10 protein-coding genes are annotated in these 13,260 nt (G+C 58.6%); all 10 read left to right on the top strand.

The features are described from left to right. The first annotated feature begins 111 nt into the window (after window positions 1-111). Complete coding sequence (locus COL8621_RS00235) at window positions 112-696, top strand: ANTAR domain-containing response regulator (RefSeq protein WP_093966831.1); 585 nt, start codon at window positions 112-114, stop codon at window positions 694-696. Next, window positions 693-1,871: an ABC transporter substrate-binding protein gene (locus COL8621_RS00240; RefSeq protein ID WP_093965112.1), complete on the top strand. Its 1,179-nt coding sequence runs from the start codon at window positions 693-695 to the stop codon at window positions 1,869-1,871. Before COL8621_RS00235 ends, COL8621_RS00240 begins: the two co-directional genes overlap by 4 nt. A 259-nt stretch (window positions 1,872-2,130) precedes the next feature. Continuing rightward, window positions 2,131-3,498 (top strand): CmpA/NrtA family ABC transporter substrate-binding protein, encoded by a 1,368-nt coding sequence (locus COL8621_RS00245; protein WP_093965115.1) that lies wholly within the window; start codon window positions 2,131-2,133, stop codon window positions 3,496-3,498. 78 nt (window positions 3,499-3,576) lie between these two features. Beyond that, window positions 3,577-4,659 carry an ABC transporter permease gene (locus tag COL8621_RS00250; RefSeq protein ID WP_093965118.1) on the top strand — a complete coding sequence of 361 codons (1,083 nt, stop codon included), beginning with the start codon at window positions 3,577-3,579 and terminating at the stop codon, window positions 4,657-4,659. Window positions 4,660-4,664: 5 nt separating this feature from the next. Beyond that, window positions 4,665-6,356 carry an ABC transporter ATP-binding protein gene (locus COL8621_RS00255; protein ID WP_093966832.1) on the top strand — a complete coding sequence of 564 codons (1,692 nt, stop codon included), beginning with the start codon at window positions 4,665-4,667 and terminating at the stop codon, window positions 6,354-6,356. A 5-nt stretch (window positions 6,357-6,361) separates the two neighbouring features. Further along, entirely contained in the window at window positions 6,362-6,814 is a 453-nt protein-coding gene (locus COL8621_RS00260; protein ID WP_093965120.1) for a globin family protein, read from the top strand. Between the two features lie 5 nt (window positions 6,815-6,819). Beyond that, entirely contained in the window at window positions 6,820-9,261 is a 2,442-nt protein-coding gene (gene nirB / locus COL8621_RS00265; protein ID WP_093966833.1) for a nitrite reductase large subunit NirB, read from the top strand. Further along, window positions 9,258-9,590, top strand: a complete 333-nt coding sequence (nirD, locus tag COL8621_RS00270; protein ID WP_093965123.1) for a nitrite reductase small subunit NirD — start codon at window positions 9,258-9,260, stop codon at window positions 9,588-9,590. Before nirB ends, nirD begins: the two co-directional genes overlap by 4 nt. Then, on the top strand, window positions 9,590-12,268 hold the full coding sequence (locus COL8621_RS00275) for a nitrate reductase (RefSeq protein ID WP_093965126.1): 2,679 nt from the start codon (window positions 9,590-9,592) through the stop codon (window positions 12,266-12,268). Before nirD ends, COL8621_RS00275 begins: the two co-directional genes overlap by 1 nt. Continuing rightward, window positions 12,265-13,245 (top strand): glycosyl transferase family protein, encoded by a 981-nt coding sequence (locus COL8621_RS00280; protein WP_093965128.1) that lies wholly within the window; start codon window positions 12,265-12,267, stop codon window positions 13,243-13,245. Before COL8621_RS00275 ends, COL8621_RS00280 begins: the two co-directional genes overlap by 4 nt. The last annotated feature ends 15 nt before the right edge of the window (window positions 13,246-13,260 follow it).

Below are 13,260 nucleotides of genomic sequence, written 5' to 3' on the forward strand. Positions count from 1 at the left end.
GGGCAGTACTGGGGTGAATGCCTAAAATATGTGCAGATGTTCAATTTGCCTCATGCCACCGTCGAATGGGTGCATTTACAAACCGGCTTGCCGCTGCGATTTCTGCGCGGGATGTCAAACCGCCTTTCCATAGTTGTTGTCGAAAAAGACCGTGATCGCGCCATGCTGATCATGGAAAGCCTGCGTGACGCGGGGGATCACGACGTATTCGTCATTTCCGAAGAAACCGGATTGGCGCGTCGCATTTCCGAACGGAACCCAGACGTAGTCTTGGTGGATGTCTCTAGCCCATCGCGGGATATGTTGGAGGAGTTGACGCTGGCCTCCAGCCCGATGGACCGGCCCGTTGCGATGTTCGTGGACAAAAGCGATGACGGTTTGACCAAGGCCGCGATTGAGGCGGGCGTGTCTGCCTATGTGGTGGATGGGCTGCGCTCTGACAGGATCAAGCCGATTTTGGACGCGGCGATCACGCGCTTTCATATGTTCCAACGGATGCGGACAGAGTTAGAGGCGACCAAACGCGCGCTTGAAGAACGTAAAATCATCGACAGGGCCAAGGGGCTGTTGATGAAAGCCCGCGGTATTGGCGAGGATGAGGCATACGCCCTTCTGCGCAAAACGGCGATGGACCAAGGGCGAAAAGTGGTCGATGTCGCCGAAGCGTTGGTCACTGCGGTGGGGTTGCTTTCATGAGCGGCGTGACTGTCACAGCGGGTTTTCTTGCGCTGGTGGACAGCGCGCCGTTAGTCATCGCCCGCGAACTTGGATTTGCCGAAGAAGAAGGGATCACCCTTGATCTGCGGCGCGCGCCGTCATGGTCGACCCTGCGCGATATGCTTGCATTGGGCCAGATAGAGGCCGCGCACATGCTGGCCCCGCTTCCCATCGCGATGGCGCTGGGCCTTGGCGGCATGACCACGCGCATTGATGCGATTAGCGTTTTATCCGTAAATGGCCAAGTAATCGGCGTTTCACGCGAACTGGCTGCCAAGATGCGTGCCGACGGGTTTCCGTTTGATTTCACTGATGCGACCTTGGCTGGCAAAGCTCTGATCGCGGCATCTGACGGTGCTTTGCGGGTGGGCGTACCGTTCCCGTTTTCGACGCATGCAGAGCTTCTTTACTATTGGCTCAGCGCGCTGGGCCTGCCAGCGCCGCAGGGGGTAGAGATCAAGACCGTTCCGCCTGCGTTGATGGCTGAAGCCATGGCAAACGGCGAAATTGATGCGTTCTGCGTGGGCGAGCCGTGGGGCTCTATCGCGGTGGAAAATGGCGTGGGCGAGCTGTTGTTGCCGGGCTGCGCGATTTGGGGCTTTGCGCCAGAAAAGGTCTTGGCCGTGCGCCATGATTGGGCCGAGGCCGAGGCCGACATCACCGGCCGCCTGTTGCGCGCCGTCTGGCGGGCGGGGCGCTGGTTGGGGGATCGGAGCAATCTGACAACGGCATCAGAAATATTGGCGCGGCCCGAATACGTGAATGTCCCGGCCGAGGTTGTGGACCGCGCGTTGACGGGGCGTTTGGTAATTTCGCAAAGTGGCGAACAACGGAACGTGCCGGAGTTTCTGGAATTCCATGCCGGTGCGGCTAACTTCCCGTGGAAATCACAAGCCGCGTGGATTGGTGCGCAATTGGCGGCCCGAACAGGGCTGGATCGGGCAAGTGCGGCCGCCACGGCCAAAGGCGTTTTCCGCACAGATCTGTATCGCCGGCATCTACGTGCGACGGGCGCCGATTTGCCCGGTGCGTCGGAAAAGTTGGAAGGTGCCGTGCAGCAAAAATCACCGGCTGCATCAGAATCGGGAAAACTGTTTTTGATGCGGGACGCGTTCTTTGATGGCCGCATTTTTGACCCGGATGCGACGAATTGATTAAAAATTAGGCAGACGCCCCGTCGCCCGCCGCGTTGCAGCGAAAAATGACCGGATATCTGGGTTTCGCAGTTGTTCATCCCGTCGGATTAGGGCGTTTTATAGGGGCAAGAGGCGACGATGTCTCTTTCACCGAATTACCCCAAAGACGTGGGTTCCTGAGCAAAGCCGCTCGACTCTCTGCGATTATCGCAGGGTGAGTCAGCGGCTTTTTTGTTTTTCGCCCCGTTCCTCCCCGGGGCCTGACAGAGGAAGAAATATGAAACGCATCGCAACCATTCTAGCGGCTACGACGGCCCTTGCTGGGGCTGCATTCGCAGAGCCACTTGAGTTGGAAAAAGATGAACTGAAATTCGGATTTATTAAGTTGACCGACATGGCCCCATTGGCCGTGGCATACGAAAACGGATACTTTCTTGACGAAGGTCTTTTTGTAACGCTTGAAGCGCAAGCTAACTGGAAAGTTCTTTTGGACGGCGTGATCGACGGCCAATTGGACGGCGCGCACATGCTGGCCGGTCAGCCGTTGGCGGCGACAATCGGTTTCGGCACCGAAGCACACATCATCACCCCCTTTTCCATGGATTTGAACGGCAACGGCATTACCGTTTCCAACGAAATCTGGGAAAAGATGAAACCACACGTTCCGTTGATGGACGATGGCCGCCCGCAGCACCCGATTTCCGCATCCGCGTTGAAACCAGTTGTTGAGGAATACACAGCCGCCGGTAAGCCATTCAACATGGGCATGGTGTTCCCGGTTTCCACTCACAACTATGAACTGCGTTACTGGTTGGCCGCTGGCGGGCTGGAGCCTGGTTATTACAGCGACCAGAACATCACCGGCCAGATCGGCGCCGATGTTCTGCTGTCTGTGACGCCTCCGCCGCAGATGCCTGCGACGATGGAAGCTGGCACAATCTATGGCTACTGCGTGGGTGAGCCTTGGAACCAACAGGCCGTGTTCAAAGGTATCGGCGTTCCGGTTATCACCGATTACGAGCTGTGGAAGAACAACCCTGAGAAGGTCTTCGGTATCAATGCCGAGTTCGCCGAACAGTACCCGAACACGACACTGGCCGTGACCAAGGCGCTGATCCGCGCGGCGATCTGGCTGGATGAAAACGACAACGCCAACCGTGAAGAAGCTGTAGAGATCCTCTCGCGTGCTGAATACGTGGGTGCGGATGCCGAAGTTATCGCCAACTCGATGACTGGTACGTTCGAATACGAAAAGGGCGACAAGCGCGAAGTTCCCGATTTCAACGTGTTCTTCCGTTATAACGCGACCTACCCATTCTATTCGGATGCTGTCTGGTACCTGACCCAGATGCGCCGTTGGGGCCAGATTGGCGAAGCCAAGCCTGACAGCTGGTACGACGAAGTCGCCAAGTCCGTTTACAAGCCAGAAATCTATCTGAACGCGGCCAAGCTGTTGGTCGAAGAAGGACTGGCGAACGAGGCTGACTTCCCTTGGGATAGCGACGGTTACAAGGCGCCAACCCCACCTGAGGATGTGATCGACGGCATCGCATACGACGGCAAAACACCTAACGCATACCTCGACAGTCTGCCGATCGGCCTTAAGGGCGATCAGAAAGTCGTAGGCAACGAAGTTCAGGGCTAACGCTCTAACACTCGGGGTGCCGGATGCTTCCACCGGCGCCCCGTTCCACACACTAGCTATCTTACCCGGAGAGTTCCGATGACCGCTATCGACCCAACCATCGCCCAAAACGAGCGGCGTGAGGAACGCCGCGCCAGACTTTTCACGCGCATCAACAAGGCCGACGCTTGGTTCCAAGTGCTTGGCCTAAGCTGGATGACGCCCGTTCTGAAAGCCGTTGCTGGCGATAACCCCAAGGCGCAGATGAAAGACATCTGGCGCCTGTTGGGTGTGCCGCTGCTGTCGATCGCAGCGTTCCTTTTGCTGTGGTCCACGCTGGCCCCGACGGTTCAAACATCGCTGGGTGCTGTGCCCGGCCCCGCACAGGTTTGGGAAGAAGCCGTAAACCTGCACGAAGATGCGATGCGCAAATCCGCCAAAGAGGCGCAGTTCTATGAACGCCTTGAGGCGCGCAACGAAAAACTGATTGCTGCTGGCAAAGCCGATCAGGTTAAAGATATCGCATACACAGGCGCGCCCAGCTACTACGCGCAAATCTGGACATCCATCAAAACGGTGTTCTTCGGCTTCTTCTTGGCCACGATCGTTGCTGTTCCACTTGGCATTGCGTCGGGTCTGTCGCCCACGGCAAGCGCCGCGTTGAACCCGATTATCCAGATATTTAAGCCCGTTTCGCCGCTGGCGTGGTTGCCCATCGTGACGATGGTTGTTTCCGCAGTGTACGTGACGAACGACGGCATGTTCTCCAAATCCTTCCTGAACTCGGCCATCACGGTGACGTTGTGTTCGCTTTGGGCAACGCTGATCAACACCGCGCTGGGCGTTGCATCCATCGACAAGGATCTGGTGAACGTTTCCAAGGTTCTGAAGATGAACACATGGACGAAGATCACCAAGCTGGTGCTGCCTTCGGCGCTTCCGCTGATCTTTACCGGCCTGCGCCTGTCGCTTGGTGTTGGCTGGATGGTTCTGATCGCAGCCGAAATGCTGGCCCAGAACCCCGGCCTTGGCAAATTCGTCTGGGATGAATTCCAGAACGGTTCCTCCAGCTCGTTGGCCAAGATCATGGTGGCGGTGTTCACCATCGGGATCATCGGCTTCCTGCTGGACCGTCTGATGTACGCCATCCAGTCCCTCTTCACCTTCTCGAATAACCGGTGATCGACATGGCAGTACTTGAATTCAAAGACGTCAGTATGAGCTTCGGCGAGGGGACATCCCAGTCCCACGTTCTGAAGAACATCAACCTAGAAGTTCAGGAGGGCGAGTTCCTTGTCCTTCTGGGGTTCTCAGGGTCGGGCAAGACGACGCTGATCAACCTGATGGCGGGTCTGGAACAACCGACCAAGGGCGCGGTTACCTTTAAGGGCAAGCCGATCACCGGCCCCGGCCCTGAACGCGGCGTAATCTTTCAGAACTATTCGTTGATGCCTTGGTTGACGGTAAGCGGCAACGTCGCGCTGGCCGTCGATACGATCTTTCCTAATATGCCCAAGGCGGAAAAGGCAGAAAAGGTCGCGCATTACATTAAGATGGTTGGCCTGTCGCACGCGGCTTCGCGCCGCCCTGCCGAACTGTCGGGCGGGATGCGCCAGCGTGTGAACGTGGCCCGCGCCCTTGCGATGGACCCCGAGATGCTGCTGCTGGACGAGCCGCTTTCGGCGCTGGACGCGCTGACCCGCGCGAACCTAGCGGATGAGATTGAGCACATCTGGGAAGCTGACAAGAAGACCTGCGTTCTGATCACCAATGACGTGGACGAAGCCATCCTGCTGGCTGACCGCATCATCCCGCTCAACCCGGACGGAACGCTGGGTGATGAGTTCAAGGTTACAATCCCGCGCCCACGTGAACGTGGCGAAATGAACCATCATGAGGGTTTCAAAACCCTGCGCGCCGATGTCACCAACTATCTGATGGATGTGGGTATTCAGGCCAAGGTTGAGGGCACCAAAACCCTGCCAAGCGTGACTGCGATCCACAACGTGCCCAAGGCGCAGGCTGATGCGCAGGCCGGGGCCAGCACGCGGACGGACCGGTATCTGGAATTCTCACAGCTGCACAAAATCTATCCTACGCCTAAGGGTCCGCTGACCGTGGTGGAAGATTTTGACCTGAAGCTGAACAAGGGCGAATTCATCTCTCTCATCGGGCATTCGGGCTGCGGTAAGTCGACGGTGCTGACGATGGCGGCGGGTCTGAACCCGATTTCCAAAGGGGTTATCAACCTAGATGGTCGTGGCGTTATCGGGGCTGACCCTGAACGCGCTGTGGTGTTCCAATCGCCCAACCTGTTCCCTTGGCTCAGCGCGAAGGAAAACGTGGCGATCGGGGTCGACAAGGTTTACCCGCGCGCCAGCCAAGCCGAACGCCAAGATGTGGTTGAGTATTACCTAGAACGTGTGGGCCTTGCCGACAGCATGGATAAGGCTGCCAGTTCGATGTCGAACGGCATGCGTCAGCGTGTTGGCATCGCGCGGGCCTTTGCCCTGTCGCCCAAGTTGCTGCTTTTGGATGAACCCTTCGGCATGTTGGACAGCCTGACCCGGTGGGAACTTCAAGAAGTGCTGATGGAGGTCTGGGACCGGACCAAAGTTACCGCCATCTGCGTGACCCACGACGTCGACGAAGCGATCCTTCTGGCCGACCGCGTGGTCATGATGACCAACGGGCCACAGGCCACCATCGGCAAGATCGTCGATGTGGACCTGCCACGCCCACGCACGCGCAAAGCGCTGTTGGAACACCCTGACTATTACACCTACCGCCAAGAGGTGCTCGATTTCCTTGAGGAATACGAGCATGGCGCAAAGCCAAAACCGAAGGCGGCACCGTCAAAAGCCATAGCAGCGGAGTAACGGAAATGGACGCCACTCAGATCGATATGATCCAGGGCAGCTTCAAAAAGGTAGTCCCGATATCGGATGCTGCCGCCGATATCTTCTATTCCCGGCTGTTCGAAGTCGCGCCCGAAGTGAAGCCGATGTTCAAAGGCGAACTCAAAGAGCAGGGCAAAAAGCTGATGACCACGCTGGGCGCGGTTGTGAACGGGCTGAAAAATCTGGACGCGATTGTTCCGGTTGCCCAGCAGCTTGCTGTCAAACACGTCGATTACGGCGTGCAACCCGACCACTATCCAGTGGTTGGGGAGACATTGATTTATACCTTGGAAAAGGGCCTGGGCGAGGATTTCACGCCCGAGCTTCGGAACGCATGGGTTGCGGCCTATGGCACGCTGTCGTCAGTGATGATCGACGCCGCCTATCCGACCACATCGGTGGTCACACCGGACCCCTCTCAAAAGAAAGTATGGTGAAAGACATGGGCTTGAAACTCGTAGTCATTGGGGCCGGCATGGCCTCGGGGCGGGCGCTGGAGCAGTTGTTTGAAACAGCGCCAGACGCCTATGACGTTACCCTTTTCAACGCAGAACCGCGCGGCAACTATAACCGCCTGATGCTGTCCCCGGTTCTATCCGGTGAAAAGACGTACGAAGAAATCGTTACCCATGACGATGCTTGGTACGAAGAAAACAATGTGACCTGCCGGTTCGGCGAAAAGGTTCTGAAGATCGACCGCGCGCGTAAGGTGGTGGTCGGTGAAAACGGCGAGGTTCCATATGACAAGCTGGTGCTTGGCATGGGGTCGAACCCGTTCATGATCCCGCTGCCCGGCCATGATCTGGAAGGCGTTATCGCCTATCGCGATCTGGAAGATACCAACCGCATGATTGATCTGGGTGCCAAGCCCGGCGCCAAGGCGGTTGTCATCGGCGGCGGCCTGCTGGGGCTAGAGGCGGCAGCCGGCCTAAAGATGCGCGGTGTGGACGTGACCGTGGTTCATATTATGGGCCACCTAATGGAACGTCAGTTGGACGAGGCCGCCGGTTACCTGCTGCGCAAGGCGCTGGTGGATCGGGGCATTACCGTTATGTGCAGCGCGAATTCGAAAGAGATCGTGGGCGAAGACGGGCACGTTAAGGCGCTGAAGCTGGACGATGGCACCGAACTGCCGTGTGATCTGTTGGTGATGGCTGTGGGTATTCGCCCGTCCATCGCATTGGGTCAGGATGCCGGTCTGGCCGTCGGGCGCGGTATCCACGTGGATGATCAGATGGTCACGTCTGATGCTGACATTCTGGCGTTGGGCGAATGCGTTGAACACGATGGTGCCGTGTTTGGCCTTGTTGCTCCGCTTTATGATCAGGCGAAGGTGATTGCCAAGACGCTTGCCGGGGAAGAGGCCAAGTTCGTCAACAAAGAGGTTTCGACCAAGCTGAAGGTTACAGGCTGTGATCTGTTCAGCGCGGGCGATTTTGCCGATGGTGACGACCGTGAAGACATCGTGTTCCGCGACCCGTCGCGCGGCGTCTACAAACGGCTTGTGCTGAAAGACAACGTCGTTATTGGCGCGGTGATGTACGGCGACACGGCCGACGGCAACTGGTTCTATAACCTGATCAAAGACGGCGAAGACGTTTCCGAAATGCGCGAAACGCTGATCTTTGGGCCAGCTTTCCAAGGGGGTGCCGCCGCGGACCCGTTGGCAGCCGTTGCAGCCTTACCGGCTGACGCAGAAATCTGTGGCTGCAATGGCGTATGTAAAGGTCAGATCGTAAGTGCAATCGAAGGCGGGGCAACCACGCTGGACGATGTTCGCGCTCAAACAAAGGCAAGCGGATCGTGCGGTACATGTACCGGTTTGGTGGAACAGGTTCTGGCGGTCACGCTGGGCGATGATTTCGTTCTGCCGACGTCAAAATCAGTCTGTGGCTGTACCGATCTGACGCACGAAGACGTGCGCCGCCTGATCAAAAGCCAAGAGCTGAAATCGCAACCCGCCGTTTGGCAGGAACTTGGCTGGAACACGCCCAACGGCTGTCACGTCTGCCGCCCTGCGATTAACTTTTATCTGCTGGCCGATTGGCCGTTGGAATACAAAGACGACCCTCAGTCGCGCTTTGTGAACGAACGCAACCACGCGAACATTCAGAAAGACGGCACATTTTCGGTCGTGCCGCGTATGTGGGGCGGGATCACCACCCCGGACGAGCTGCGCGCGATTGCTGATGCCGCGGACAAGTACAACGTGCCGACCGTAAAGGTGACTGGTGGCCAGCGGATCGACCTTTTAGGCGTGAAGAAAGAGGATCTGCCATCCATGTGGTATGACCTTAATCAGGCTGGAATGGTCTCTGGTCATGCCTATTCCAAAGGTTTGCGGACGGTCAAAACCTGTGTCGGCACAGATCACTGCCGCTTTGGTACACAGGACAGCACAGGGCTTGGCATCAAGCTTGAAAAAATGCTGTGGGGATCGTGGACCCCGCACAAGGTGAAGCTGGCCGTTTCGGGGTGCCCGCGCAACTGTGCCGAAGCGACCTGTAAGGATGTTGGCATCATTTGCGTCGACTCTGGTTACGAGGTGTCCGTGGCTGGGGCTGCTGGCATGGACGTCAAAGAAACCGAGCTGTTGGCAAAGGTCGCGACCGAAGAAGAGGCGATCGAACTGACCGCCGCCTTTATCCAAATCTACCGCGAAAACGCGAAATATCTGGACCGTGGATACAAATGGGTGGCCAAGGTTGGGCTTGACTGGGTCAAGGAACAGGTTGTCGACGACCTAGAGCAGCGCAAAGCCTTGTTCGAGCGGTTTGAACTGTCCCAATCCATCTATCGCAACGACCCTTGGGCCGAACATGTCAGCGAAAAGGCTGACAGTTACCAACCCCTTGCCAATCTTACACTGGAGGCCGCGGAATGAGCTGGATCGATGTTGGGTCTATTGACCAAATCCCGGTACGCGGAGCGCGTATTCTGAAAACCGCCGTGGGCTGCGTTGCCTTGTTCCGCACCAGCGAGGCAGAGGTCTTTGCGACCTCTGACCGGTGTCCGCACAAGGGTGGCCCGCTGTCTGATGGGATCGTGCACGGCAAAAGCGTGACCTGCCCGCTGCATAACTGGGTGTTCAGCCTTGAAACCGGCGAAGCGCAGGGGGCCGACGAAGGACAGATCGCAACCTATCCAGTCCGCGTCGAGAATGGGCGCATTATCATCGACGGGACACAGCTGGCCAAACGGACGGCCGCTTAATGGACGGCGCGGATACCCCTGTCACGGCCCCGCTGGCCCCCGTCGCGCAGTCAAATGACTGCACATTCCGCACAACATGCCCATACTGCGGCGTTGGGTGCGGGGTTCTGGCGACGCCAGACGGGCAGGGCGGCATCACCGTTAAGGGCGATCCGGCGCATCCGGCGAACAAAGGGCGGCTGTGTTCCAAGGGGTCGTCCCTTGCGGAAACGGTTGGATTGGACGGGCGTTTGTTGCACCCGGTGATCGATGGTGCCCGTTCCACGTGGGACGAAGCGCTTGACCTGACCGCACAGAAGTTCCGCGAAACCATTGCCGAACACGGGCCAGACAGCGTGGCATTCTATGTCTCGGGCCAGTTGCTGACCGAAGATTACTATGTCGCGAACAAGCTGATGAAGGGTTTCATCGGCTCGGCCAATATCGACACCAACTCGCGCCTTTGCATGGCCTCAACCGTCGCGGGGCACCGCCGTGCGTTTGGAACCGATACCGTGCCGGGCATGTACGAGGATTTGGAACAGGCCGATCTGATCGTTTTGGTTGGGTCAAACCTCGCTTGGTGTCACCCCGTTTTGTACCAGCGGGTCGTTGCGGCCAAGCAGGACCGCCCCGGCATGAAGGTCATCAATATCGACCCGCGCCGCACCGCGACCTCTGATCTGGCTGACCTGCATTTGATGTTGGAGCCGGGCAGCGATGTGGCTCTATTCAACCGGCTTTTGGTCGAAATCGTCGATCGCGGGTTGGTGGACGAAGCGTTTGTTTCCGACAGCGTCGATGGCTTTGATAAGGCCGTAGAGGCCGCGCGGGCGGACGATGCCGCCGTCACCGGGCTAAGCGACGAAGACCTGACCGCCTTCCTTGAAATGTGGACCGGCACCGAAAAGGTTGTGACCGTGTTCAGCCAAGGCGTGAACCAATCCACCAGCGGCAGTGACAAGGTGAATTCGATCCTGAACTGCCATTTGGCGACGGGTCGTATCGGTAAACCCGGCCTTGGCCCGTTCAGCGTCACCGGCCAGCCCAACGCCATGGGCGGGCGCGAGGTTGGCGGGTTGGCCAATATGCTGGCCTGCCATCTGGATATCGAAAACGCCGAACACCGCGCCGCTGTGCGCAAATTCTGGGATGCCCCTGCGATGCCAGAGGCCGCCGGTGCCAAGGCGGTGGACATGTTCCAGCGTGTCGCCGACGGCAAGATCAAGGCGCTGTGGGTGATCTGTACTAACCCAGCGGTTTCGATGCCCGATGCAGATGCCGTGCGCGATGCGATTGCTGGGTGCGATTTTGTTGTCGTGTCTGACATGTTTGCCACGACCGATACCGCAAAGCTGGCCGATGTTCTGTTGCCTGCCACGGGGTGGGGCGAAAAGGACGGAACAGTCACGAATTCCGAACGCTGCATCAGCCGCCAGCGCGGGTTGCTGCCCGCCCCGGGCGAGGCGCGGCATGATTGGGATATTCTGTCTGACGTGGGTCGCCGTATGGGGTGGACCAAAGAGTTCGACTATCAAACCCCGGCCGAGGTGTTTCGCGAATATGCCGCCCTTTCGGGTGTCGCCGCTGGCTTTGGCCGTGACTTCGACATTTCGGCGCTTAGTGACTTGGAAGACGCCGATTACGACGGGTTAGAGCCTGTTCGCTGGCCCATCAACGCCGTGCGCACGGGTGGTCGGTTCTTTGGCGACGGCAAATTTTTCACCGATACGGGCAAGGCAAAGATGTTGCCGCTGACGCACCGCGCGCCTGCGGCCAAAACGGGGCCGAAGTATCCGTTCCGGTTCAACACGGGCCGTATTCGTGACCAATGGCACACGATGACCCGCACGGCGCTTTCCGGCCGTCTTAGTCAGCATTTGGCGGAACCGTTTTTGGAAATCCACCCAGAGGATGCTGCCGAACTTGGCCTGAAACCCGCTGACTTAGTAACGGTTGAAAGCCCGCAGGGGCGTGCGTTGCTGAGGGCGCTTCCGACGGATCGCGTGGGCCGCAAACAGGTGTTCGCGCCGATGCACTGGACCTCGGAATATGCCTCTGCGGCGCGGATCGACGCATTGGTCCGGGCAGAGGTTGACCCTGTGTCGGGGCAGCCCGAAAGCAAGGCCTCGGTCGTCAAAGTCACGCGGTTTAACGCGGCGTGGTACGGGTTCGCCGTGTCATCGCGCGCGTTGAATGCGAAGACGTCTTATTGGGCCAGCGCACGCGCCGGGAATGGCTGGCGCGCGGAACTGGCCGACATGGCCACCCCCAAGGATTGGGAGGCCTACGCCCGAGAGCTGTTCAACGCACCCGATGCCGCCGCTGTAACGGTTTTCGATCACGCCAAAGGCACCGCGCGTATCGCGCTGACCGAAGAGGGCAGGCTTGTCGGCGCATTGTTCGCTGGAAAAGAACCTGTTGCCGTGTCGCGCAACCATTTGGTTGGGCTGATCGGGGGCGAGGCGGCGATTGCGTTGGCCGGGCGTCCGGGGGCCGATATGCCTGATCCGGGGGCGACGTTGTGCTCTTGCTTCAACATCGGCGTGAACACTATTCTGACTGCGATAGAAACCGATGGGTTGATGAGCGTCGAAGCCATCGGCGCAGCTTTGGGTGCGGGAACCAACTGTGGTTCTTGCCGACCTGAAATTGCGGCCCTGTTGGAAAGTGTTCGCACGAAGGAGGCCGCCGAGTGACCTTAGCGCCATATGTTCGCATTCTGGGCCGTGGCCCGGGCCGATCCCGATCTTTAACGCGGGAGGAGGCACGCGAAGCCATGGCGCTGATCATGTCGAACGAGGCAGAGCCAGAGGCGATTGGCGCCCTGCTGATGCTGCTTCGTTTCCGCGGGGAAATCGCCGACGAAGTTGCCGGTTTCGTCGAGGCCGTGCGCGGCGCACTGCCCGATTGGGAGGGCCCCCGCCCAGCGTTGGATTGGCCAAGCTATGCAGCCGGGCGTACACGCGGGCTTCCGTGGTTTTTGCTGTCGGCCAAGCTTGTGTCGACCGCCGGTGTGCCGGTGTTGCTGCATGGTTGGAACAGTCACCAAAACCCCATCGCTTCGGTGCGGGCGTCGCTGCCCGAAGTTGGCATCAAGGCTGCAACATCCACCAAAGACGCGGCCCATTTGCTAGAGCAGGACGGCATCGCCTATCTGCCGCTTGAAACCTATTCGCCGCGTCTGTTGGAACTGTTGACGTTGCGCGATGTGCTTGGCCTGCGTTCCGCCGTGAACACAGTGCTGCGGGTGTTGAACCCGGCGCGGGCCGATGCGTCGGTTCAGGGCGTTTTTCACCCGCCTTATCGCGCGCTTCAGGCGGATGCCGGGGGGCTGTTGGGCCAGCGTAATCTGACAATCCTGAAAGGCGGCGGTGGAGAGTTTGAGCGCCACCCCAGCAAGGCGCTGGAACTGTTCGGGCTGCGCGACGGTCAGGAATGGCACGACACCGCGACGATCCTGATCGACGAAACCATGCGCTTGGCCGAGGCCAGCGAAACACCTTCCGACCTTGCCGATCTTTGGGCGGGTAAAATTGACCTGCCCGTTGCCGAAGCGATTGTTATTGGCACTGCGGCACTGGCGCTTGAAACTTGTGGCAAAGCTGCAGCCGGTGCCGGATTGGACCTTGCGAAATCACTGTGGCAGAGCCGTCTTTCGGCACAGGCCGCCTAAGCGAAAGAAAAGCCG

It is taken from the genome of Actibacterium lipolyticum (assembly GCF_900184935.1).
Taxonomy (GTDB): domain Bacteria; phylum Pseudomonadota; class Alphaproteobacteria; order Rhodobacterales; family Rhodobacteraceae; genus Actibacterium_A; species Actibacterium_A lipolyticum.

What these genes read in the sequence shown, in the direction of transcription:
- COL8621_RS00235 (WP_093966831.1), top strand. Translation starts at nt 112, where the DNA reads ATGTCAAACCGCCTTTCCATAGTTGTTGTCGAAAAAGACCGTGATCGC.
- COL8621_RS00240 (WP_093965112.1), top strand. Translation starts at nt 693, where the DNA reads ATGAGCGGCGTGACTGTCACAGCGGGTTTTCTTGCGCTGGTGGACAGC.
- COL8621_RS00245 (WP_093965115.1), top strand. Translation starts at nt 2,131, where the DNA reads ATGAAACGCATCGCAACCATTCTAGCGGCTACGACGGCCCTTGCTGGG.
- COL8621_RS00250 (WP_093965118.1), top strand. Translation starts at nt 3,577, where the DNA reads ATGACCGCTATCGACCCAACCATCGCCCAAAACGAGCGGCGTGAGGAA.
- COL8621_RS00255 (WP_093966832.1), top strand. Translation starts at nt 4,665, where the DNA reads ATGGCAGTACTTGAATTCAAAGACGTCAGTATGAGCTTCGGCGAGGGG.
- COL8621_RS00260 (WP_093965120.1), top strand. Translation starts at nt 6,362, where the DNA reads ATGGACGCCACTCAGATCGATATGATCCAGGGCAGCTTCAAAAAGGTA.
- nirB (WP_093966833.1), top strand. Translation starts at nt 6,820, where the DNA reads ATGGGCTTGAAACTCGTAGTCATTGGGGCCGGCATGGCCTCGGGGCGG.
- nirD (WP_093965123.1), top strand. Translation starts at nt 9,258, where the DNA reads ATGAGCTGGATCGATGTTGGGTCTATTGACCAAATCCCGGTACGCGGA.
- COL8621_RS00275 (WP_093965126.1), top strand. Translation starts at nt 9,590, where the DNA reads ATGGACGGCGCGGATACCCCTGTCACGGCCCCGCTGGCCCCCGTCGCG.